Annotated in this window: 24 protein-coding genes; 13 read left to right on the forward strand and 11 right to left on the reverse strand. The window is 71.5% G+C overall.

Annotated features, from left to right (window positions below):
- Window positions 1-275: 275 nt before the first annotated feature.
- From PSEJ35_RS0109070 to PSEJ35_RS0109105, 8 genes are all read left to right on the forward strand, one after another.
- Complete coding sequence (locus PSEJ35_RS0109070; RefSeq protein ID WP_232207622.1) at window positions 276-1,094, forward strand: IS3 family transposase; 819 nt, start codon at window positions 276-278, stop codon at window positions 1,092-1,094.
- Between the two features lie 29 nt (window positions 1,095-1,123).
- Window positions 1,124-1,351: a hypothetical protein gene (locus PSEJ35_RS0109075; RefSeq protein WP_028917502.1), complete on the forward strand. Its 228-nt coding sequence runs from the start codon at window positions 1,124-1,126 to the stop codon at window positions 1,349-1,351.
- Between the two features lie 234 nt (window positions 1,352-1,585).
- Entirely contained in the window at window positions 1,586-2,734 is a 1,149-nt protein-coding gene (locus tag PSEJ35_RS0109080) for an alpha/beta hydrolase (RefSeq protein ID WP_084635497.1), read from the forward strand.
- Window positions 2,735-2,776: 42 nt separating this feature from the next.
- Window positions 2,777-3,226, forward strand: coding sequence for a nuclear transport factor 2 family protein (locus PSEJ35_RS0109085; protein ID WP_051412621.1), 450 nt, complete (start codon window positions 2,777-2,779; stop codon window positions 3,224-3,226).
- Between the two features lie 109 nt (window positions 3,227-3,335).
- A complete protein-coding gene (locus PSEJ35_RS0109090) occupies window positions 3,336-4,046 on the forward strand; it encodes a hypothetical protein (RefSeq protein WP_028917505.1) in 711 nt (236 codons plus the stop codon).
- Between the two features lie 175 nt (window positions 4,047-4,221).
- Window positions 4,222-5,175: a DUF1684 domain-containing protein gene (locus PSEJ35_RS0109095; RefSeq protein WP_037082928.1), complete on the forward strand. Its 954-nt coding sequence runs from the start codon at window positions 4,222-4,224 to the stop codon at window positions 5,173-5,175.
- 63 nt (window positions 5,176-5,238) lie between these two features.
- Window positions 5,239-5,610: a polyhydroxyalkanoate granule-associated phasin gene (locus tag PSEJ35_RS0109100; RefSeq protein WP_028917507.1), complete on the forward strand. Its 372-nt coding sequence runs from the start codon at window positions 5,239-5,241 to the stop codon at window positions 5,608-5,610.
- 112 nt (window positions 5,611-5,722) lie between these two features.
- Window positions 5,723-6,184, forward strand: coding sequence for a hypothetical protein (locus PSEJ35_RS0109105; protein WP_028917508.1), 462 nt, complete (start codon window positions 5,723-5,725; stop codon window positions 6,182-6,184).
- 6 nt (window positions 6,185-6,190) lie between these two features.
- Here the strand turns inward: PSEJ35_RS0109105 and PSEJ35_RS0109110 are convergent, their stop codons facing one another.
- The 5 genes from PSEJ35_RS0109110 to PSEJ35_RS0109130 form a co-directional block, all read right to left on the reverse strand.
- Window positions 6,191-7,099 (reverse strand): hypothetical protein, encoded by a 909-nt coding sequence (locus PSEJ35_RS0109110; RefSeq protein ID WP_028917509.1) that lies wholly within the window; start codon window positions 7,097-7,099, stop codon window positions 6,191-6,193.
- A gap of 91 nt (window positions 7,100-7,190) precedes the next feature.
- Window positions 7,191-7,766 (reverse strand): hypothetical protein, encoded by a 576-nt coding sequence (locus tag PSEJ35_RS17230; protein ID WP_051412622.1) that lies wholly within the window; start codon window positions 7,764-7,766, stop codon window positions 7,191-7,193.
- Between the two features lie 33 nt (window positions 7,767-7,799).
- Window positions 7,800-8,234 carry a VOC family protein gene (locus PSEJ35_RS0109120; protein WP_028917510.1) on the reverse strand — a complete coding sequence of 145 codons (435 nt, stop codon included), beginning with the start codon at window positions 8,232-8,234 and terminating at the stop codon, window positions 7,800-7,802.
- Between the two features lie 286 nt (window positions 8,235-8,520).
- Window positions 8,521-8,859 (reverse strand): hypothetical protein, encoded by a 339-nt coding sequence (locus tag PSEJ35_RS15910; protein ID WP_051412623.1) that lies wholly within the window; start codon window positions 8,857-8,859, stop codon window positions 8,521-8,523.
- Between the two features lie 118 nt (window positions 8,860-8,977).
- Complete coding sequence (locus PSEJ35_RS0109130; protein ID WP_028917511.1) at window positions 8,978-9,832, reverse strand: transglutaminase family protein; 855 nt, start codon at window positions 9,830-9,832, stop codon at window positions 8,978-8,980.
- A gap of 174 nt (window positions 9,833-10,006) precedes the next feature.
- Here PSEJ35_RS0109130 and PSEJ35_RS0109135 point away from each other — a divergent pair, with 174 nt between their 5' ends.
- The 3 genes from PSEJ35_RS0109135 to gnd all read left to right on the forward strand — a co-directional run bounded on the left by PSEJ35_RS0109135 (window position 10,007) and on the right by gnd (window position 11,858).
- A complete protein-coding gene (locus PSEJ35_RS0109135; protein WP_028917512.1) occupies window positions 10,007-10,354 on the forward strand; it encodes a cupin domain-containing protein in 348 nt (115 codons plus the stop codon).
- A gap of 99 nt (window positions 10,355-10,453) precedes the next feature.
- A complete protein-coding gene (locus tag PSEJ35_RS0109140) occupies window positions 10,454-10,891 on the forward strand; it encodes a hypothetical protein (protein ID WP_028917513.1) in 438 nt (145 codons plus the stop codon).
- Between the two features lie 58 nt (window positions 10,892-10,949).
- Window positions 10,950-11,858 carry a phosphogluconate dehydrogenase (NAD(+)-dependent, decarboxylating) gene (gene gnd, locus PSEJ35_RS0109145; RefSeq protein WP_028917514.1) on the forward strand — a complete coding sequence of 303 codons (909 nt, stop codon included), beginning with the start codon at window positions 10,950-10,952 and terminating at the stop codon, window positions 11,856-11,858.
- Between the two features lie 425 nt (window positions 11,859-12,283).
- Here the strand turns inward: gnd and PSEJ35_RS0109150 are convergent, their stop codons facing one another.
- Window positions 12,284-13,324: an oxidoreductase gene (locus tag PSEJ35_RS0109150; RefSeq protein ID WP_028917515.1), complete on the reverse strand. Its 1,041-nt coding sequence runs from the start codon at window positions 13,322-13,324 to the stop codon at window positions 12,284-12,286.
- A 164-nt stretch (window positions 13,325-13,488) separates the two neighbouring features.
- Between PSEJ35_RS0109150 and PSEJ35_RS0109155 the strand changes: the two genes are divergently transcribed.
- Window positions 13,489-13,833 carry a BON domain-containing protein gene (locus tag PSEJ35_RS0109155; RefSeq protein ID WP_028917516.1) on the forward strand — a complete coding sequence of 115 codons (345 nt, stop codon included), beginning with the start codon at window positions 13,489-13,491 and terminating at the stop codon, window positions 13,831-13,833.
- Between the two features lie 207 nt (window positions 13,834-14,040).
- On the forward strand, window positions 14,041-16,245 hold the full coding sequence (locus PSEJ35_RS0109160; protein WP_028917517.1) for a glycoside hydrolase family 3 N-terminal domain-containing protein: 2,205 nt from the start codon (window positions 14,041-14,043) through the stop codon (window positions 16,243-16,245).
- 41 nt (window positions 16,246-16,286) lie between these two features.
- Here PSEJ35_RS0109160 and PSEJ35_RS0109165 read toward each other — a convergent pair whose 3' ends face one another.
- From PSEJ35_RS0109165 to PSEJ35_RS0109185, 5 genes are all read right to left on the reverse strand, one after another.
- A complete protein-coding gene (locus PSEJ35_RS0109165; RefSeq protein WP_037082930.1) occupies window positions 16,287-16,601 on the reverse strand; it encodes a hypothetical protein in 315 nt (104 codons plus the stop codon).
- A gap of 99 nt (window positions 16,602-16,700) precedes the next feature.
- Window positions 16,701-17,198 carry a hypothetical protein gene (locus PSEJ35_RS0109170; protein WP_028917519.1) on the reverse strand — a complete coding sequence of 166 codons (498 nt, stop codon included), beginning with the start codon at window positions 17,196-17,198 and terminating at the stop codon, window positions 16,701-16,703.
- 97 nt (window positions 17,199-17,295) lie between these two features.
- The gene (locus PSEJ35_RS0109175; RefSeq protein WP_028917520.1) at window positions 17,296-18,555 is read right to left on the reverse strand and encodes a dicarboxylate/amino acid:cation symporter; all 1,260 of its coding nucleotides are present in this window, start codon (window positions 18,553-18,555) and stop codon (window positions 17,296-17,298) included.
- Complete coding sequence (locus PSEJ35_RS0109180) at window positions 18,552-19,361, reverse strand: L,D-transpeptidase family protein (RefSeq protein ID WP_051412625.1); 810 nt, start codon at window positions 19,359-19,361, stop codon at window positions 18,552-18,554. Before PSEJ35_RS0109180 ends, PSEJ35_RS0109175 begins: the two co-directional genes overlap by 4 nt.
- Before the next feature lie 13 nt (window positions 19,362-19,374).
- Window positions 19,375-20,226, reverse strand: a complete 852-nt coding sequence (locus PSEJ35_RS0109185; RefSeq protein WP_028917522.1) for a MurR/RpiR family transcriptional regulator — start codon at window positions 20,224-20,226, stop codon at window positions 19,375-19,377.
- Between the last annotated feature and the right edge of the window lie 39 nt (window positions 20,227-20,265).

Below are 20,265 nucleotides of genomic sequence, written 5' to 3' on the forward strand. Positions count from 1 at the left end.
GCTGGCCGCAGCCGCTGCAGCAACGCCGCACGCCCTCCTGCGGATCAAGCTCGATCACCAGCCAGCGTTGGCCGCCGCGCGGCTCGCGATGCCAGCGGCTCACGCCATATCCCGCCCAGCCTCCCAGCGGGAACATACAATCCAACTCGGCCACGGCCGGCCCCAGTTTGTTGTCTAGACACCAGCAAGTCTGCCGGGTCGGCCGTGTGCCTCTCTCCCTCACTTGGGAGAAGAACCAAAAAATTGGCGTCCCTGCTGGGCAAGGACGAGACCTGATGGTCACGATCCAGCAGGGACTGCGGGCGGACGGGTTCGAGGTGTCGATGGTGCAGCTGTGTCGCTGGTTCGGGGTGGCACGGCGCAGCGTGTACTACCGGCCAACCAAGGCGCCGCCGTCGGTGAAGCCGGAGCTGGCCGAGCCGATCAAAGCGTTGATCGAGGAAGAGCCTTCGTTCGGTTACCGCACGGTGGCCGGGCTGTTGGGCATGAACAAGAACACCGTGCAGCGGGTGTTCCAGCTGATGGGCTGGCAGGTCCGCAAGCGGGCCGTGGGCATGCGGCCGCGGATCCAGGCCCTGCCTTCGGTGGCGCAGGCGCCTGACGAACGTTGGGCGACCGACCTGTGCCGGATCTGGGGCGGCCGTGATGGATGGCTGACCCTGGCGCTGGTGATCGACTGCTACACCCGGCAGTTGCTGGGCTGGCAGCTGTCGCGCAGCGGCAAGGCGACGACGGCAGCCGCAGCATTGGAGCAGGCGTTGATCACCCGCTTCGGCGTGCTGGGTCGCGTGCCGACGCCCTTCCTGCTGCGCTCGGACAATGGCCTGGTCTTCACCAGTCGTGACTACACCCGGCTGGTCCGCAGCTACGGCCTGCGCCAGGAGTTCATCACCCCCCACTGCCCGCAGCAGAACGGCATGGTCGAGCGGGTTATCCGCACCTTGAAGGAACAGTGCGCCCATCGTCACCGCTTCGAGAGCCAGCAGCACGCCACCCGCGTGGTCGGCGACTGGATCCAGTTCTACAACCACCGGCGCCCGCACCAGGCGCTGGGCATGAAGACACCCGCTGAGGCATATGCGTTAGCGGCCTGACCTGTGCAGAAACCGCTGGGTCATTACAGGTGCGCCCGTACCTGGGCGCGGCGCTGCTGGATGCCGGCGACGCGAAAGGCGCGGCCGAGGTGTTCGCGCAGGACCTGCGCAACTATCCGGAGAATGGCTGGTCGCTGTTCTGCCTCGCCCAGGCGCAGCGCGCGCTGGGCAGGACCGCGGAGGCGGGGGCCACCGCCGGCCGCCAGGCCGCGGCCTGGCAGTGGGCCGACGCGCCGCTGGCGGCGGCGCGCTACTGAGGATTCGTGCGGCGTTCCATCGCGCGCGATGCGATGCACGTGCGCAGTTCGCCGGAGTCGCCGCGGCTCCGGCGTCGCCGCGGGCGTGTCCGCGGACGTCCGCGATGTCCGCAGTGTCCGCGCCCTGCCGCGCGTGGGGATGACCAACGGCCCGCGACGTTCCTGCGACTGCTGTCGCAGCATCGTCCCGGCGGTGCGACTAGCATCCGCCGCTTCCCTGGTTACGGAGGTCGCATGCCCATCCTGTCCCGTGTACGCCGTCCCTCGCGCATGCTGCTGGCGCTGGCATCGTTGCTGCTGCCCGTGCTGTCGCTGCCCGCGCTGGCCGAGGATTGCCCCGATCGCTCCAGCTACGCGCCGGCGCGCGAGATCATCGCCGACCTCGGCCGCATCACCGCGCCGACCGGCGTGCAGGAGGATTACGCGGTCGAGATCGGCGGCCTGAAGCAGTGGGTCAACGTGCGTGGCCAGGACCGCGACAATCCGCTGCTGCTGCTGGTGCACGGCGGCCCGGCCTCGCCGGTGACCCCGACGCTGTGGCAGTTCCAGCGTCCGCTGGAGGAATACTTCACCGTCGCCAACTACGACCAGCGCGGCGCCGGCAAGACCTTCCTGCTCAATCCGCAGGAGGCCGTCGCCGACACGATCAGGATCCAGCGCTACGTCGACGACGCCATCGAACTGGCCGAGTACCTGCGCAAGCGCTACCACAAGCGCAAGCTGGTCCTGGCCGGGCACAGCTGGGGCACGGTGGTGGCCATGCACGCGGCGTTGCAGCGGCCGGACCTGTTCCACGCCTACGTCGGCATGGGCCAGGTGATCAACGTGCGCACCAACGAACGGGTCAGCTTCGAGTATGGCCTGCGCACCGCGCGCGAGCGCGGCAACCTGGCGGCGGTGCGCGAGATGGAATCGATCGCGCCGTATCCGGGCGACCAGCCGATCACCCGCGACCGCATCGTCATCGCCCGCAAGTGGCCGCAGTACTACGGCGGGATGAGCGCGTTCCGCGACGAGTCGAAGTACTTCTTCCAGGGGCCGCGGCTGTCGCCGGACTACGACGACGCGGCGCGCTGCGCGATCAACGCCGGCAACGTGTTCACCCTGGGCCGGCTGCTGGACGAGTTCCTGCAGGTGGATTTCACCGGGGTGAAGCGCTTCCCCATCCCGGTGGTGATGTTCATGGGCCGCCACGACTACACCACGCCGTCCGAACCCAATGCCGCCTGGCTGGCCCAGGTGCAGGCGCCGTACAAGGCCGGCGTGTGGTTCGAGCGCTCGGCACACATGATCCCGTGGGAGGAGCCGGGCAAGACCCTGGTCAGCCTGCTGGAGCATGTGCGCCCGCTGGCGGAGCAGGGCGAGACCGAGGCGCCGCGCTGAGCCGCATCCATTCCATTGCATCCATTCCGATCCGGAGGTCACGTGTCACTCGCCACCCTCGTTCTCGCCGCGGCCGCGGCCGCGGCGTCCGCCGCACCCGCCATCGAGCCCGCCACCCGCGCGGCGATCGAGGCCACCTGCTTCGACTACGTCGACGGCCAGCTCGAGGGCGACCCGGCGCGGGTGGCGCGCGCGCTGCATCCGGACCTGGCCAAGCGTGCGGTGCTGGGCGACACGCCGGACGAGCGCCTGGGCCTGCGCCGGATGGGCAAGGAGGAGCTGGTCGCACTGACCCGGCAGGGCGTGCTGAAGACGCCGAAGGCGCAGTGGGACCGCAGCTGCACGGTGCTGGACGTGGCCGGCAATGCCGCGGTGGTGCGTGCCGAGACACCGTGGTTCGTCGACTTCTTCCACATCGGCCGTTTCGGCGAACGCTGGATCATCGTCAACGCGCTGTGGTACCCGAAGCCGAAGCCCGAACAGGCGCCGTGAACGGGGCCGGCAACCGCGGCTGAATGATCGCCGCGGGCACCAACCAATGGCAGGGCGGCCCCCGCCCCGGCCCGGCTTAGGCTTGGCAGCGAACCCAAGGGGATCCTCCATGCGCACGCCCATCGCTGCCCTGCCCGCTATCGCCCTCGTCCTGCTCCTGTCGGCCTGCACCACCGCGCAGGTCCGGTTGCCGGCGGGTTTTGCGGAGCAGGCCGAGGCCTACGACGTCAGCGGCCATTCGCCGCGCCGCTTCGGCGAGCCGGTGCGCTTCGGTCCCTACAGCGCGCTGGAAATGCGCGAGGGCTCGACGTTCTCCTGGACGGTGCCGGCGCTGGTCGCCGACCTGACCCGCACCTCCAGACCATATGCGTACACCCTGGTGGCGCGCGACCTGCCGCCGGTGCAGGTCCAGTGCCATGCGCGTGCGTGGACGGCCGGCACCGGCAGCGAATCGCGCCGCCTGGAAGTGGACCTCACCGCGATGGCCGGCCCGCTGCTGGCCTGCGGCCTGAGCCTGGACGGGCAGGAGGCGCAGCCGCTGCAGATCGTGCGCGAGGCCGGCCGTTACGACGGTCGCCTGGCCGCGCCGTGGGGCGGCGAATACGCGGTGCGCGCGATCCATGCCTACGACAGCACGCCGGTCGCCTCCGGCATTCCCACCGGCTACGCCATCGTCGATGGCGACGTGACGCTGGCCGTGGTCGACGTGGTGAACCATGGACGCGTGCACCTGGTCCGCGGCCTGGACGAGGAGCGGCGCGTGTACTTCGCTGCGACTGCCGCGGCGCTGCTGCTGCTCGATCCGGAGCTGGGCGGCTGACGGACGCTTGCATCGGATCGCAGTGACGCATGCTTGATACGCACGCATGGCGCCACGCATCCGTGGCGCCACTCCGCTGATGCCATCGAAGCATGTGATCGGCGAACGCGGCGATTGGGCGCGCCCCGGCCGACGGCGTATCGTGGGCAGGGTTTCCCCACGACCCTACGCCACCATGAAGCATGCCCGCCTGATCGCCGTTTCCGTGTCCGCCGTGCTCGCCCTGGCCGGCTGCAAGCCCGCGCAGGAAAGCACCACGTCCAGCGCCGATGCGGTCGCAGCTGCCGACGCCGCCAGCAAGGACCAGGCCTATCTCGATTCGGTCGAGCAGTGGCGCCAGGAGCGCGAGGCCAGGCTGCGCGATCCGGACGGCTGGCTCAGCTTCACCGGTTCGGGCCAGGTCGCCGTCGGCACGCACCGCGTCGGCAGCGCCAATGACAACGACATCGTCGTGCCCGGCGGTCCGGCGCACTGGGGCGTGCTGACCGTGCCCGCCGATGGCGCGCCGGTGTTCCAGCCGGCCGCCGGTGCCGGCCTGCAGGTGGACGGCAAGCCGTTCGCCGGCGGTCCGCTGCTGACCCAGCTCGACGAGGGCGGCCCGACCGGTATCCATTCCGGCGCGCAGCGCTTCTACCTGGTACGCACCGGCGAGGTGTACGGCTGGCGGTACCGCGATCCGGAATCGCCGGCGCTGAAGGCGTTCGCCGGCGTGCCGCATTTCCCGGTGGATCCGGCCTGGCGCATCGAGGCGAAGTGGACCGCGTTCGAGCCGGCGCGCACGCTGGACCTGGTCACCACCAACGGCACGATCGAACCGGCGCGCGTGCCGGGGCAGGCCGAGTTCGAGCTCGAAGGCCAGCGCCACGTGCTGCTGCCGGTGCAGGAGAAGGAGGGCGACGAGCTGTTCTTCATCATCGCCGACCGCACCAGCGGCCGCGAAACCTACGGTGGCGCGCGCTTCCTGTACGTGCCGGCGCCGCAAGGCGACAGCGTGGTGCTCGACTTCAACCGTGCGCAGAACCCGCCGTGCGCGCTCAACGGCCACGTGGTCTGCCCGACCGCGCCGCCGGAGAACCGCCTGCCGCTGCGCATCACCGCCGGCGAGAAGACCTACCCGCTGGCGCATTGAGGCTTTCACCGGCGCTTCCATCGCCTCTGGCAGGCTGGTGCCTGTCCCCGCGAGGAACCGCCGATGCCACGTTGCACGCGCAACCCGGCCACCGCCGCTACCCAGTTGCTGGAGCTGGGCGTGTCGGTGCCACAGGTGATGGCCGCGCGGCTGCAGCGCATGGCGCAGGCTGGCGCCCTGCCCTCGGCCCGCGACCGCCGCGAGTTCGCCGGCATGGTCATGGAGAAGCCCTTCGCCTTCGCCCAGGCCTGGATGGCGATGTGGACCGAGACCACCCTCGCCCAGCAGCAGCTGGCGCTGTCGCTGCTGTCCGGCGCGGGACCGGCCGCGCAGTTCGCGCAGGGCGCGGCGGCGCTGGAGCGCATCGCCGGGCGTGGCCTGGCGCCGGTGCGGCGCAAGGCCGGCGCCAATGCGCGGCGCCTGGGCAAGCGCTGATCGCTGCGAAGGTTCCCTTTGCGGATGCCAGCGGCCAGCCGCCGTTCAACCCGCGGGTGCCAGCATGGCTCCGATGCCGTCCCTTGCGGGGACGCGAGGAACCTGGAACACGATGCGCCCGACTATCGCCTGTGCCCTGATCCTGTCGCTGGCCGCCATGCCGGCCTTCGCCGGCGAAGCCATGCAGCCGGGCGAGCTCGACACGCTGGACCTGTCGCTGCCCGACCAGGCCTACCGTAACGATCCGCCGGGGACCTGGTACGGCGACACCTCCGGCGTGCCGGCCAGCGAAGGCACGGCCGTGGCGCGTCGCAGCGCCTGCCCGACCGCGCCGGATGGCAGCGAGCGCGACGTCACCGGCAGCGTCAGCGCCGGCATCGGCCATTCCTCGCGGTTCGGCAACAGCAACTGGCAGGCCGCGTCGTTGAACTACTGCAAGGAATCGGCGGACGACGACGGCAACCCGCGCAGCTTCAACCTGCGCCTGGACGTCGGCACCTTCGATGGCCTGCCGCCTGGTGCGTGGATGGGGCCGCCGCCCGGCCCGCATCCGTGGGGACGCGGGCCGCGCTGAAGCCGCCTACTCGGCCGGCGCCGGCGCCCAGCGGTAGGCGCGCACCTGGTCGTCCAGCAGCAGCGGGATCACCAGCAGCTGGCGGTCGGCCAGGTAGAGGTGGTCGGCCGAACCCTTCGCCAGCTGCAGCAGCGGCGTGGCATTGCCGTCGCCGTCCACGTGCAGCAGCTGGCCCCGGGTCCAGTCGGTGATCGTCCAGCCGCCCCGGCCGTCCGGCTCGATGCCGTCGATATGGCCGATCGGCGCGCTGCCGATGCGGCCCAGGGTGCGGTCGGCCAGCGCCACTGTCGACAGGTGGCCGAGCTGCTGGCCATCCGGCGGCACCTGCCAGCTGCCCATCAGCAGGCGTTCGCCGTCCACGCGCAGGCCGTTGGGCCGGCCGGTCACCGCCGGATCCAGTTCCAGCCACGGCTCGAAGCGCCCCCCGGCGAGGCGGAACACGGTGTCCAGGTGCCGGCTGAAGACATAGACGTTGCCGTCGGCATCGGCGGTGGCGTCGTTGAACTGTCCCGGGCCGCCATCGGCTGGCGCATGGCGGGCGAGGATCGTCCCGGCCTCGATGTCGATCTCCACCAGCGCATCGTCGTCGCCGGCGTAGAGGCGGCCGTTGGCCAGCGCCAGTCCCTTGGGGTTCTCCAGGCCGGTCACCCATTGCAGGTCGAGCACGCGACCGTCGCTATCGAGGCGGCTGATGAAACCGTCGCCCGGCACCGCGCCTTCGCCACGCGTGGCCATGTTGGATACGTAGAACACGCTGCGCTGCGGGTCGAACACCACCGACTCGGGCGTGCTGAAGCCCTCGGCCACCCACAGCGGCTCGGGCGCCGGATGGGAGGTGGCGGCCAGCGCGCCGGTGCAGGCCAGGGCCAGCAGCGCGGCCAGCGCCACGCGGGAAGCATCGGGGTTGCGGCGCATGGGACCTCCTTGCCTGTGACCGCGCGCAGTATCGCCCGTGCAACCGCTCGCGTGGCCGCGCGCGATCATCCGCTACCCCGGCGCAGCGACGTCAGTGGCGCGCGGGTTTGCCGGTACTGCTGGAGCGCGAAGCCGCCTTCTTCGCAGGCACCTGCTTCTTCGTCGCCTTGGTCCGAGTGGTGGCCGGGCGCCTGGCCGCGCCTTCGCTCGCGCCGGCGGCGGCAACGCCGGGCGGGTGCAGCCAGGCGTCCCAGCCCTCGAACACATTGGCCCAGGCCGGATCGAACGCCGGCGCCGCCGAGGCCAGGCCGGCCTCGTCCAGCGCGGCGACGGTGTCGCGCTGCCAGGCCTGCAAGGCTTCCTGCACGCCCTGGGCGAACCCGGCCTGCGCGGCGACGGCGATCTCCGCGGCCGCCTGGTGGTCGCCGAAGCGCTGCTGCAGCTGGCGCCAGAACGCGTCGGCCGGCAGCGACAGCAGCTTCTGCCAGTCCTGCGTGCGCAGCATCTCCTGCACGTCGCTGCTGTCGTCGACCATCCCCTCGTTGATCATGCGCTGGCCGAACTCCAGCCACATCAGGGCACTGTCCTGGACCAGTTCGGCCAGGCGCGACTGCAGCTCGCTGTTGGCCCGGTACAGGGCCAGGGGTAATGCGGTGGGATCTTTCATGCGGGCGTCCTCCGGCGAGGGTGGGGATAGCGGCTATCCCTCGAAGCGGATGCGGACCGAGTCGGCGCTGCGCTCGGCCGGGCCGTGGTGCACGGCCTCGATGTTGTTGCCGTCCGGGTCCAGCACGAACGCGGCGTAGTAGCCGGGATGGTAGCCGCGCAGGCCCGGCGCGCCGTTGTCGCGGCCACCATTGGCCAGCGCCGCGGCGTGGAAGGCGTCGACCATGGCGCGGTCGCGCGCCTGGAAGGCGAGGTGGTGGCGGCCGGTCAGCTGGCCGGTGGCTGCCTCGCTGCCGGCGGTGGACACAAACAGTTCGTCGGCCCAGAACCAGTCCTCGCCCTCGCCGCCGATCGGGATGCCGAGCGCCTGCAGCACCGCGCCGTAGAAGGCGCGGCTGGCGTCGAGGTCGCGCACCACCAGTTGCAGGTGGTCGATCAGGCGGCCGCGGTGCAATTCGCTGGTTTCCATCCGGAGGGGGCCTTGAAGAAGGGCGGCCCCAGTCTGCGCAGGCCGGGTTCAGCGGGCGTGAGCATGCGCCCGGAGCCCCTCCCTTCGGGGGAGCGCACCGGTAGAGTCGGGCTTGCCCGACTCTACCGGTGCGTTTCCCGCTTGGGCGGAGAGGGAGCCGTAGAGGCGGGGCTTGCCCCGCTGCTTCTTCACGCGAGCGGGGGTACCCATCGGGCAGTCGGGCAAGCCCGACTCTACGTCCGCTACCCCTCTCCCGGGGGAGAGGGGGCTGTATCCGGCGGCTGGTTTACGGCATCGGTGCGGGCGACTTCGGATTGGTGCTGGGCACCGGATGCGCCTTGGCGCGCGCGTCCTTCTTCTCGCCCGGGGTCATGCCCCGTTCCTTGCCGGCATCGATTTCCTCGTCGGTGACGTAGCCGTCACCGTTGACGTCGTACTTGGCGAAATCGTCCGCGGTCTTGCGGCCGCCGGCGGTGAACTCGGCCAGGCTCAGGCGGTTGTCGCCATCGGTGTCCATCTTCTTCACCTTGTCGGTGCTGGACATGTTGCCGTCGCCGGCGAAGGCTGCGCCGGCGGTGAACGCGCCGGTCAGGGCGGCAAGGGCAAGCAGCTGGATCTTTTTCATCGGTTCCTCCCGGAGGACTGCGGTGGTGCGGGGACAGGCGCGAATGCACCGTGCCGCCCATCTTCCGTGGCGCGACGTTGCCTGCGCGGCAACGCGGCGATGACACGGAGTGAAAGGTTCAGCCTGCCAGCGCCAGCCCGGCGGCTCCCGGAGAAGCGAGCAGGGGCTGGCGGGTCTCGTCGGTCCACACCTGGAAGCGCTCCAGGGTGTTGGGGCCGAAAGTGCTGCTGATCGCCACGTCCGCCGCGTCGCGGCCGCGCGCGATCAGCACGCGGCCGATGCGCGGGGTGTTGTGGCGCGCGTCGAAGGTGTACCAGTCGCCGTCCAGCCAGGCCTCGAACCAGGCCGAGAAATCCATCGGCGCGTCCACCGGCGGGATGCCGATGTCGCCGAGGTAGCCGGTGCAGTAGCGCGCCGGGATGTTCATGCAGCGGCACAGGGCGATGGCGGCATGGGCGAAGTCGCGGCACACGCCGCGGCCTTCCTCGAGCGCGCGCAGTGCGCCGCGGGTCGGGTCGGCGTGGTGGTAGCCGAACTCGATCGCCTCGTGCACGTGGTCGCAGATGGCCTGCACCCGCGCCCAGCCCGGCGGTATGTGGCCGAACCGGTCCCAGGCGTACTGCATCAGCACGTCGGTCTCGCAGTAGCGGCTGGCGCGCAGGAACACCAGGGCCTCGTCCGGCAGCGCCTCCACCGGCATCTGCATCGCGTCGGGCGCCTGCCGGTCGGGCAGGCCGCTGTCGCGGACCACCGCGTCGGCGGTGAGCAGCAGCAGTCCGGCCGGCGCCAACAGGCGCGTGCAGGTGTTGCCGAAGGCGTCGCGGAACTGCCGCGTCGGCAGCAGCGGCCAGGTCGACAGCGGCTGCGCGTCGACGATGTCGTGGCTGCGCGAGCCATGGATGTCGAGCATCACCACCATCGGCGTGGGCTGCAGGAAGCGGTAGGAGATCTCGAACCCGAGGCGGATCAGCATCGGCGTGGCCCGTGGGGGATGGGGGAAGCCGATTGCACCGGGCGCGCGCGCAAGGCAGCGTGAAACAACCCGCCTTCGCGTGCATGGAAACTGTCGCGTTCAGCCGCCGCCGACGCATCGTTGACGCCGCGCTGCGCGACGATCCGCTGGTCCCGGTCGCGAGGAACATCCACGATGCAGCACCGCAGACTGCGTTTCGGCCGCGGCTTCCGTCTCGTCGCCGAATGCCGCGGCGTGCAGGCCGCGCAGATGGTGATCGCCCCCGGCGACAGCGAGGGTGGGCCCGACAACCGCCACCGCGCCGTCGAGCAGTGGCTGTTCGTGGTCTCCGGCAGCGGCGTGGCCATCGTCGACGGCGTGCGCCGGCGGCTGGGCGAGGGCAGCCTGCTGCTGGTCGAACGCGGCGAGGCGCACGAGATCCGCAACACCGGGCGGACGCCGCTGCGCACGCTCAACTTCTACTCACCTCCCGCGTACACGGAAGCGGGCAATCCGCGTCCGCCGGCGCGGCGCCCCCGATGACGGGCACGGCCGGGCGCTGCCCGGGGGGCACTGCCGCCGGCGCCGGCAAGGGCGTAGGCTCGGCCCGGCGGCACTGGCGCCGCGGAAGGGGAGGCAGACATGCAGACGCAAACGGTAGCCTCGAGGCCCACGGCCTACCGGCTTCTCGCGATCCTGACGCTGGTCTGGAACCTGATCGGCGTGGCGATGTTCTACGTGCAGGTGACGATGGACGACACCCGCCTGGCGACCCTGACCGAGCTGCAGCGGCAGGTGTACCAGGCCACGCCGGCATGGGTGGACGTGGCCTTCGCCTTTGCCGTGTTTGGTGGGCTGCTCGGCGCGATCGGATTGCTGGTACGGCGGCGCTGGGCAGTGACGATGTTCGGCATCTCGCTGCTGGCGCTGCTGGTGCAGTTCCTTGGCGCCTACCTGGTGACGCCGGCATGGGCGGCCTACGGCGCGGCGGGGCTGGCGATGCCGCTGCTGCTGGTGGTCGTTGCCGCGTTCCTGTGGAGCTATGCGCGGCGGGCGCTGGCCCGCGGCTGGCTGCGTTGAGATCCCGGGCCGGCGCGCCGCACCTGCGCGGCCGCCGGTCGACGCGAACGGAGGTGGCATGGATATCGGCATGATCGGGTTGGGCCGGATGGGGGCGAACATGGCCGCGCGGCTCAAGCGTGGCGGGCATCGGGTGGTCGGCTTCGACCCTGGCGCCGGCGCCCGCGAACGCGCCGCCAGCGCACACGGGCTGGAGACGGTGGAATCGCTGCAGGCGCTGGTGGCCGCGCTGCCGGCGCCACGCGCGTTGTGGCTGATGGTGCCGGCCGGCGAACCGGTCGACGCCACCCTGGCCGCGCTGTTGCCGCTGCTGCATGGCGGCGACGTGGTGGTCGACGGCGGCAACTCCAACTACCGCGACAGCCAGCGCCGCGCCGCGCAATGCCGCGCGCAGGGCGTCGACTTCCTCGATTGCGGCACCAGCGGCGGCGTGTGGGGCCTGCAGGAGGGCTACAGCCTGATGGTCGGCGGCGACGCGGCGGCCTGCGAGCGGCTGCGACCGCTGTTCGAGACGCTGGCGCCGGCGCCGGACCGCGGCTGGGGCCGGGTCGGCCCGGAAGGCGCGGGCCACTTCGCCAAGATGGTGCACAACGGCATCGAGTACGGAATGATGCAGGCCTATGCCGAGGGCTTCGCGATCATGCAGCGCAAGGAGGAACTGGCGCTGGACCTGCCGCAGGTGGCCGGGATCTGGCGCCATGGCAGCGTGGTCCGTTCCTGGCTGCTGGACCTGGCCGCCGACGCGCTGCGCGACAATCCCTCGCTGGAAGGGATCGCGGCGTGGGTGCCGGATTCAGGCGAGGGCCGCTGGACCGTGGCCGAGGCGGTGGAGCTGGACGTGCCGGCGCCGGTAATCACGCTGTCGCTGCTGGAGCGGCTGCGCTCGCGCGACCGCGAGTCCTTCAGCGACCGTCTGCTGGCGGCGCTGCGCGACCGATTCGGCGGGCATGGGGTGAAGCGCGAGTAGTGCCGGCGGGTGGGCGCAACGTCGGGCACAGCAAGGCAACAGCAAGGCAACAGCAAGGCAACAGCAAGGCAACAGCAAGGCAACAGCAAGGCAACAGCAAGGCAACAGCAACAGCAAGGCAACAGCAACAGCAAGGCAACAGCAACAGCAAGGCAACAGCAACAGCAAGAGCAACGGCAACGGCGTTGAGGTGGCAGGCTTCGGACGGAGCCGCGGCAGCACGGGGTATGCCGCATCGCGCGGTTCCGCGTCCTGCTCCAACGCGCGAACGCGGCACATCCATGTGCCGCTTGCGGCATACCCCCGCGCCACCGCGTCTTTCGGCCCGCCTGGATCGTGGCTTCGTTCTTTTCTCTCCCCCGGCGAGCGGGCCTGGGACGCGGCGCTCCTGTAGAGCGGGGCTTGCCCCGCTGCGCCCGCGTCCGTCAGGCAGGCGCGATCTCCCGCCGTTCGTCATTGCTGCGCAGGCCGGCCTCGATCACCCGGATCGTGGCCAGCGCATCCTCCACGGACACAGGCAGCGGGGCTCCGTCGGCGATCGCGTCGCGCAGCTGCGCGTAGTAGGCGAGGTAGTCACCCGGCGGTGTCGGCGAGGCTTCCTCGCGCACGCTGCCGTCCGGCTGCACACGCAGCAGCGTGCCGGGGCGCGGATCGCGGCCCCAGTCCGGTCCTCCAGGGATGTGGCCGGCGCGCAGCGCGTCCTCCTGGGGATCCAGGCCGTGCTTGATCCAGCTGCCGCCGCTGCCGTGCACGGCGAAGCGCAGGCCGTGGCCGGGGACCAGGGAGCCGGCGTGCAGTACCGCGCGCAGGCGTGGATAGCGCAGCTGCACGTGGAAGTAGTCGACCGCGTTGGCGCCGTCGCGCTGCATGCCCAGGTCGGCGTGGACGGCAAGCGGCGTGCCGAACAGCTGCAGGGCCTGGTCGACCAGGTGCGGGCCAAGGTCGTACCACAGTCCGCTGCCGGGGCCGGCGCGGTCGCGCCAGCGGTCCGGCACCTGCGGGCGGAAGCGGTCGAAGTGCGAGTGGAACTCGGCCACTTCGCCCAGCGCGCCGGCCTGGAGCAGTCCGCGCAGGGCAAGGAAGTCCGCGTCCCAGCGCCGGTTGTGGAACACGGCCAGCACCCGCCCGTGCCTGCGCGCGGCCTCGGCCATCGCCTGCGCCTGGGCCGTGTCCAGGGCGAAGGGCTTGTCGACGACGACGTGCTTGCCGGCGGCCAGCGCCTGCAGCGCCAGCGGCGCATGGGTGTCGTTGGGCGTGGCGAGCACGACCAGCTGGATCGCCGGTTCGGCAAAGGCCGCGACCGGCTCCGGGAGCACGTGCACCTGCGGAAGCCTGTCGTGCACCTTGGCCGGTTCGCTGGAGACCACGGTGTGCAGATGCAGCCCAGGCGTGGCCTCGATCAGCGGGGCGTGGAACACGCGACCGGCCAGGCCGTAACCGACCAGCGCGACCTCGATGCCTGCCATGCGCGTGTCCTTGCGGGAATCCAGCACGGATTACACGCGTGCAGGCGTGGTCCGGGCAAGCGGGGGACGCCTGAATCCTGCACAACCTTCACGCCAGGATTCACCGATGCTAGACGCACGGACCGCGAGACTCGCCCCACATCCACAGGAAAGGAGTTTCGCCAATGCGCAGGAATGCATCGATTCTCGCGGTTGCCCTGGTCGCCGCGCTGGGCGCCAACATGGCGCTGGCCAATGACGAGAAGCCGCAGAAGAAGCCGGCCGCCGACGCTGATTCGTCGCAGCCGGTCAACGACACCTGGATCACCACCAAGGTGAAGTCGAGCCTGCTGGCCGACAGCGATGTGTCCGGCACGAAGATCGAGGTGGACACGGTCAATGGCGTGGTCTACCTGACCGGTACCGCCGAGACCCAGGCGCAGGCCGACAAGGCCAAGGAGATCGCCAAGGGCATCGAGGGCGTGTCCAAGGTCGACGCCACCAAGGTGAAGGTCACCGGTTCGCGCTGACCGGCGCGAAGGTTCTGGCGCACCGGGGTGACGACGGCGCGCCAAGCGGCGCGGGGCCCTTCCGGGGCTCCGCGCCGCTTTCTTTCTGCCTGGGCCTCGCCCGCACGCGCCCGTTACAGCCCGTTACATGATCCCCTCCGGGGCTTCGCTGGCCGTTGGGGACGCCTCGGCTAGAATCGGCCCCTTCCCCACGCCGCACCCCGCCGCATGCCGATTGAAGCGAAGCCCACCGACGCGAGGGTCGAAGCCCTGCTGGCGCGCATGACCCTCGAAGAGAAGGTCGGCCAGCTGGGCATCTTCGCCGACATGGTCCGCCCCTTCGCCCCGGACGTGAATCCGGAGGCCAACGTCCGCAACGCCGCCGAAGTGCTCGAGCAGGTGCGCGCCGGCCGCGTGGGCGCGCTGTTCAATGGCGTTGGTGCGGAACAGGGTCGCGAGATCCAGCGCGTGGCGGTGGAGGAGAGCCGGCTCGGCATCCCGGTGCTGCTGGCCGCCGACGTGATCCACGGCATGCGCACCGTGTTCCCGATCCCGCTGGGCGAGGCGGCCAGCTTCGAGCCGGAGCTGGCCGAGCGCACCGCGCGCGCCACCGCGATCGAGGCCACCGCCGCCGGCCTGCACTGGACTTTCGCCCCGGCCGTGGACATTGCCCGCGACCAGCGCTGGGGCCGCGTCGCCGAAGGCGCCGGCGAGGACGTGCACCTGGGCTGCGCGTTCGCCGCCGCGCGCGTGCGCGGCTTCCAGGGCCCGGACCTGCGCGCGCACGATTCGCTGCTGGCCACGCCCAAGCACTTCGCCGCCTACGGCGCGGTGGCCGCGGGCATGGAATACAACTACGTGGAGATCTCGCGCGGCACGCTGCGCGACGTGCACCTGCCGCCATTCAAGGCCGCCTTCGACGCCGGCGCGCTGACGGTAATGACCGCGTTCAACGACATCAACGGTATCCCGGCCAGCGCCAACCACGCGCTGCTGACCACGCTGCTGCGCGGCGAATGGCAGTTCCCCGGCCTGGTGGTGTCCGACTACACCGCGGACATGGAGCTGGTCGCGCACGGCTACGCCGCCGACGAGCGCGACGCCACCCGCCTGGCGTTCACCGCCGGCATGGACATGAGCATGCAGAGCGGCCACTACGCCGCACACCTGCCGGCGCTGGTCGAGTCCGGCGTGGTGCCGGTCGAGGCGGTGGACGAGGCGGTGCGGCGGGTGCTGTCGGTGAAGGCGGCGATCGGCCTGTTCGACGATCCGTACCGCTCGCTGGACCCGGCGCGCGAAGCCGACACTTCGCACCGCGAGGCGCACGAGGCGCTGGCCCGCGACGCGGCGCGGCGCTCGATCGTCATGCTGAAGAACGAAGGCGGCGTGCTGCCGCTGCGTCGCGATGCGCGGGTCGCGCTCATCGGCCCGTTCGCGCGCGACCGCGACAACATCGAAGGCTGCTGGACCCTGTTCGGCGACCGCTCGCGCTACGTCACCCTGGAGGCCGGCATCGCCGCTGCGCTCGACGGGTCATCCGGCACGCTGGAAGTGGTCGACGGCTGCGGCCTCGAAACGCCTGTCGAAGGCGGCATCGAAGCGGCGGTGGCCGCGGCACGCCGCGCCGACGTGGTCCTGCTGGCGGTCGGCGAGCCACAGCGTTACAGCGGCGAGGCGCAGTCGCGTACCCGCATCGTCATCCCGCCGGCGCAGCAGGCGCTGGCCGAGGCGGTGGCCGCGACCGGCACGCCGGTGGTGGTGCTGCTGCGCAACGGCCGCGCGCTGGCGCTGGAAGGCGCGGTGCGCGACGCGCAGGCGATCCTGGTGACCTGGTTCCTCGGCAGCCAGACCGGCCACGCGGTGGCCGACGTGCTGTTCGGCGAATATAGCCCGTCGGGCCGGCTGCCGGTGAGCTTCCCGCACGATTCCGGCCAGCAGCCGTACTTCTACAGCCATCCGCGCACCGGCCGCCCGGAGACGCCGGAGATGTCCGAGTTCAAGGCGCGCTGGCGCGAGTACCCGAACACCGCGCTGTATCCGTTCGGGCACGGCCTGGGCTACGGCAGGATCGAGTACGGCCAAACCCGCGTCGATACCGCGACCCTGGTATGGGATGGCACCCTGACCGTGCGCTGCATGGTGCGCAACGGCGGCGAGCGCGCGGCGGAGGAAGTGGTGCAGCTGTACGTGCACGACCGCGTCGGCAGCCGGGTGCGCCCGGTGCGCGAGTTGAAGGGCTTCCGCAAGATCCTGCTGCAGCCGGGCGAAACCCGGGACGTGGAGTTCACCCTGTCGCGCAGCGAACTCGCATTTACCCGGGCGGACGGCACGCATGGCGCCGAACCCGGATCGTTTGATGTGTGGATCGCGCCGTCTTCAGTCGCCGGAACCCCCGCACGCTTCGAACTGCTCGCGCCGGCGGACGGACGCTGACGCGCGGGGCGCATCCGCGTCCGTCCGCCATCCAATACGGATCAGATGCCGTGGGGTTCGCCGCGTTCCCAGGCGCGCAGCACGGCGTGGCGGGCGCGGTTCCAGTCCAGGCGCGACGGCCCCTTGCTGGCTTCCCATTCCTGCTGCAGCTGGGCCTCGAGGCTGCCGAAGTCGTGCTGCGGGTGGCGCCGGCGCGCGCCGTAGCCGAGGCGGTAGGCCGGATCGAAGTCCTCGTAGCTGTCGCCCTCGAGGTAGTAGGGCTCGCGGTTGTACTGCTGCTGCCAGTAGCTCGAATCGGTGAACGAATCGACCGGTTCGCGGCCGGGGATCTGGTAGCTGGGTTGCTGCGGGGCCATGGCGTCTCTCACGCTGGTCAGGTGAGCCTGCAACGTAGCGGCGCGGCGGTTAACGCCGGTGTCCGCCGGCGTGATCGCGAGGTTATGCGCAGGCGCGGTTCAGCTGACCGCGCTGGGTGCGTCGTACGGCATGGGGGCCGCGCCGGCGCGCAGCACGGCCGCTTCGGCACGCGGAAGCGCCTCGTCCTCGGCGTCGATCACCAGCAGGATGCGGCCGGCCTCGATCTCTTCCTCGAAGCGGCGGCGCACCGGATCCGGCACGGTGGCGCCCATCAGGGCCGAAGACCAGCTGCCGACCAGCGCGCCCACCGCGGCCATGATGCCGGCACCGGCCAGGGTGATGCCCAGCGGCGGGATCGCGACCGCGGCCAGGCCGGCGAGCAGGCCCGCCGCGCCGCCGCCGGCGGCCCCGCGCAGTGCCGCAGGAATGGTATCGGTGTGCGCCTCGCGCAGGTCGTCGGGGACCGCTTCCATCTCGATGTCCGAGCGCGCGATCAGCGACAGCGAGTCGCGGTCGATGCCGGCTTCGTGGGCGGCGGCCAGCGCCGCCTGCGCCGCGGCCAGGTTCGGGGTCGAGTAGATGCGTCGGGTCTTCATCGCGCGCTCCGGCATTGGCAAGGGCGCCAATGTCGGGCCGCGGCGGTGATCCACGCGTGAGCGCGTGGAGGCGCGATTCAGCCCCGCCGGGGAAACGTCACGAAGCCGGTGGCGTGTCGGCGACGTCACCGCTCTGGCGCGCGACGATCGCGGTGGCGGTGAGGTCGCCGGTGACATTGCCGGTGGTGGCGAACACGTCGGGGATGGTGTCCACCGCCAGCAGCAGGCCCAGCGGTTCCACCGGCAGGCCCATCGACTGGGTCACCGGCATCACCGTGGCCATGAAGCTCACCTGCCCGGGCAGGCCCACCGAACCGAGGCTGATCACCACCGCCAGCGCCGAGCCGGCGGCCAGCTGCAGCGCGCCAAGCTCGATGCCGTAGGCCCAGGCCACGAACGCGGCGGCGACGATGTACTGGATCGGCGAGGTGATCCGGAACAGGGTCACCGCCATCGGCAGTACCAGCGCCGCCACCGAGGGCGACAGCCCCAGGCGCTCGCGCGCGCTCTCCAGCATCGCCGGCAGCGAGGCCAGCGAGGACTGGGTGCTGGCGGCCACCACCTGCGCCGGCAGGATCGCGCTGGCGAAGGCCGCCGGCGAGCGCCGCGCGAACGCCGCGACCAGGCCGTAGCAGATCACGATCGCGCCGATGTACATCGCGCACTGCAGGACGATGTAGCCGGCCAGCGCGCCGACCACGCCCAAGCCGGCCTGCGCGCACACCGCCAGCATCAGCGAGAACACGCCCAGCGGCGCGGCCAGCAGCACCCAGTGCACGATCACGATCATGGTGTCGGCGATGCCATGGCACAGGCCGACCACCTGCACGCGCCGGTCCACCGGCACGCGGGTGAGGGCGAAGCCGAAGAACAGGGCGAACACCACCAGCGGCAGCATCGCGCCCTGCGCGGCGGCCATGATCGCGTTGGAGGGGATGATGTTGCCGATCCACTGCGCCAGCGACGGCGCCTCGCCGGCCGCCATCGCCGCCGGCGAGGCCTGCAGGGTCGCCGCCAGCTGCGGGCTGCGCGGCACCAGCGACAGCAGCGCCGGCGCCACCAGCGCCGCGTAGGCGGCGAACAGCGACAGCAGCACCACGAAGGTGATGAGCGCGCGCCGGGCCACGCGCCCGGAGGCGGCGGCGTCGGCGGCGGTGGCCACGCCCAGGATCACCAGCGCCAGCACCAGCGGCACCACGGTCATCTGCAGCGCGCTCAGCCACAGCTTGCCGACCGGCTGGGCGATGCTGGCGGCGGTCGCCGCCGCGCCGGGATGCCAGTGGGCCAGGGCCAAGCCGACCACGGCGCCGGCCAGCAGGGCGATCAGGACCCGCGCGGTCGCGCCCGGCCACCTCATCGGACGGCCTCCTGCGCGGCCGGCAGCTGCCAGTCCGCCGCCAGGCGCGCGTGCTCGGCCGCCGGCAGCAGCACGAAGCGCGGCTGCGCGGCCGGATCCAGCCAGGCCAGCAACGCCTCCATGTCCGCGTCGGCCATTGCGGTGCAGCCGGCGGTGGCTTCGCCGGGCTTGCGCCACAGGTGGGCGAAGATGCAGCTGCCGCCCTGCGGCACGTTGCCGGGGTTGTGGCCGATCACCAGGCCCAGGCGGTAACGCGGGTCGCCCTTGCCGTGCAGGTCCAGGCGCATCGGTTCGCTGGAACCGGCCACGGCGGCCTCGCCGACCTCGCGCGCGTCGACGATGAGGTTGTAGTGCGGCGAGTCTGGCACGTCCATGCACCAGTGGCTGGCCTGCATCGGCAGGTAAGGCACGGCGGTGCCGGCCTGGGCGGCGTAACCGAAGGCCGGGCCGATCGCGAACGCCCCGGCCGGGCTGCGCCCGTCGCCCTCGCGCTTGCGCGGGCCTGCGCCCAGGTCGGCGTCGGCGTGCAGGCCGGTGCCCCAGGCGCTGCCGTTGCGGCCGATCGCCACGGCGAAACCGCCGGCCTCGCGCCAGCCATCGGCGTCGCCTTCGCGCTGGTAGTAGCGCAGCGTGCCCTGGCTGGCGTCCCAGCCGGCGGTGGTCACCAGCACCAGCTGGCGCGCGCCCTGCAGCGGACTGCCGGCCAGCGCCGCCGCGCTCGCGCACAGGGCCAGCAGCAGGGTGCAGAGGCGGGCGCCGAACCGGCCGGCGCAGGTGGAACGGGAGCGGTCGGCAGAGTAGGCCATGCGGTCGGGTCCGTCAGGTATCCAGCAGGTGCCGGATGCGTTCGAGGTTGGTGCCGAGCTGGCGGTGCCGCTCCGGGTTGGCGTGGCACAGCAGCACGAACAGGAAGTCGAGCAGGTACTGCAGCGAGGAACGGTACAGCAGCGCCTCCACGTGCGGCAGCGGGTCGTGCGCGGACACCACCAGCGAGGCGTCGGCGTGGGCGCGCAGCGGGTTGGCGGTGTGGCGGGTGATCGAGACCACCTTGCCTTCGCAGGCCTGGAACTGGCGGCTGATCTGCGACAGCTGCGGCAGCTGGCCGAACTCGGAGAACAGCAGCATCACGTCGCCGGGCCGCGCCGCCGACAGGTTGGCCATCATCAGGATCGGGTCGGCGTGGTGCACGGTCAGCACGCCCAGCAGCGACAGGCGCATGGAGAACTCGCGGGCGAACAGGCCGTCGTCGCCGAGGCCGAACACGAAGACCTTGTCGGCGCCGTCGAGCAGGCCGACGATCTCCTCGATCCGCGAGCGCGGGTTGAGCAGCCGCGTCTCCTCCTCGGCGGCGACCTTGCTGCGGCGCAGGCCTTCCTCGATGCGGGCGAAGTCGTCGCGCTCGCCGGCGACCGGGGCGGCCTGGGCCGGCGCGTCGGCGCCGTTGCGCGCCACCGCCTGGCCGATGCTGTACTTCAGGTCGGGGTAGCCGCGGAAGCCGAACTTCTGGCTGAACTTGACCACCGACGACTGGCTCACCCCCAGCGCGCTGGCCAGTTGCTGCGAGGAGTAGTCGCGCAGCAGGTGGGCGTTGTCGAGGATGAAGTCGGCGATGCGGCGTTCGATCGCCGACATGTGGTCGCGTTCGGAGCGGATCTTCACCAGTGGCGGCATGGGCGCGATCTTGGTCCGGGGGACGGCGGCCATGCAACC

Origin of the sequence: Pseudoxanthomonas sp. J35 (assembly GCF_000513995.1) — a bacterium.
GTDB lineage: Bacteria > Pseudomonadota > Gammaproteobacteria > Xanthomonadales > Xanthomonadaceae > Pseudoxanthomonas.

What these genes read in the sequence shown, in the direction of transcription:
- PSEJ35_RS0109070 (WP_232207622.1), top strand. Translation starts at nt 276, where the DNA reads ATGGTCACGATCCAGCAGGGACTGCGGGCGGACGGGTTCGAGGTGTCG.
- PSEJ35_RS0109080 (WP_084635497.1), top strand. Translation starts at nt 1,586, where the DNA reads ATGCCCATCCTGTCCCGTGTACGCCGTCCCTCGCGCATGCTGCTGGCG.
- PSEJ35_RS0109090 (WP_028917505.1), top strand. Translation starts at nt 3,336, where the DNA reads ATGCGCACGCCCATCGCTGCCCTGCCCGCTATCGCCCTCGTCCTGCTC.
- PSEJ35_RS0109095 (WP_037082928.1), top strand. Translation starts at nt 4,222, where the DNA reads ATGAAGCATGCCCGCCTGATCGCCGTTTCCGTGTCCGCCGTGCTCGCC.
- PSEJ35_RS0109100 (WP_028917507.1), top strand. Translation starts at nt 5,239, where the DNA reads ATGCCACGTTGCACGCGCAACCCGGCCACCGCCGCTACCCAGTTGCTG.
- PSEJ35_RS0109105 (WP_028917508.1), top strand. Translation starts at nt 5,723, where the DNA reads ATGCGCCCGACTATCGCCTGTGCCCTGATCCTGTCGCTGGCCGCCATG.
- PSEJ35_RS0109110 (WP_028917509.1), bottom strand. Translation starts at nt 7,099, where the DNA reads ATGCGCCGCAACCCCGATGCTTCCCGCGTGGCGCTGGCCGCGCTGCTG.
- PSEJ35_RS17230 (WP_051412622.1), bottom strand. Translation starts at nt 7,766, where the DNA reads ATGAAAGATCCCACCGCATTACCCCTGGCCCTGTACCGGGCCAACAGC.
- PSEJ35_RS0109120 (WP_028917510.1), bottom strand. Translation starts at nt 8,234, where the DNA reads ATGGAAACCAGCGAATTGCACCGCGGCCGCCTGATCGACCACCTGCAA.
- PSEJ35_RS15910 (WP_051412623.1), bottom strand. Translation starts at nt 8,859, where the DNA reads ATGAAAAAGATCCAGCTGCTTGCCCTTGCCGCCCTGACCGGCGCGTTC.
- PSEJ35_RS0109130 (WP_028917511.1), bottom strand. Translation starts at nt 9,832, where the DNA reads ATGCTGATCCGCCTCGGGTTCGAGATCTCCTACCGCTTCCTGCAGCCC.
- PSEJ35_RS0109135 (WP_028917512.1), top strand. Translation starts at nt 10,007, where the DNA reads ATGCAGCACCGCAGACTGCGTTTCGGCCGCGGCTTCCGTCTCGTCGCC.
- PSEJ35_RS0109140 (WP_028917513.1), top strand. Translation starts at nt 10,454, where the DNA reads ATGCAGACGCAAACGGTAGCCTCGAGGCCCACGGCCTACCGGCTTCTC.
- gnd (WP_028917514.1), top strand. Translation starts at nt 10,950, where the DNA reads ATGGATATCGGCATGATCGGGTTGGGCCGGATGGGGGCGAACATGGCC.
- PSEJ35_RS0109150 (WP_028917515.1), bottom strand. Translation starts at nt 13,324, where the DNA reads ATGGCAGGCATCGAGGTCGCGCTGGTCGGTTACGGCCTGGCCGGTCGC.
- PSEJ35_RS0109155 (WP_028917516.1), top strand. Translation starts at nt 13,489, where the DNA reads ATGCGCAGGAATGCATCGATTCTCGCGGTTGCCCTGGTCGCCGCGCTG.
- PSEJ35_RS0109160 (WP_028917517.1), top strand. Translation starts at nt 14,041, where the DNA reads ATGCCGATTGAAGCGAAGCCCACCGACGCGAGGGTCGAAGCCCTGCTG.
- PSEJ35_RS0109165 (WP_037082930.1), bottom strand. Translation starts at nt 16,601, where the DNA reads ATGGCCCCGCAGCAACCCAGCTACCAGATCCCCGGCCGCGAACCGGTC.
- PSEJ35_RS0109170 (WP_028917519.1), bottom strand. Translation starts at nt 17,198, where the DNA reads ATGAAGACCCGACGCATCTACTCGACCCCGAACCTGGCCGCGGCGCAG.
- PSEJ35_RS0109175 (WP_028917520.1), bottom strand. Translation starts at nt 18,555, where the DNA reads ATGAGGTGGCCGGGCGCGACCGCGCGGGTCCTGATCGCCCTGCTGGCC.
- PSEJ35_RS0109180 (WP_051412625.1), bottom strand. Translation starts at nt 19,361, where the DNA reads ATGGCCTACTCTGCCGACCGCTCCCGTTCCACCTGCGCCGGCCGGTTC.
- PSEJ35_RS0109185 (WP_028917522.1), bottom strand. Translation starts at nt 20,226, where the DNA reads ATGCCGCCACTGGTGAAGATCCGCTCCGAACGCGACCACATGTCGGCG.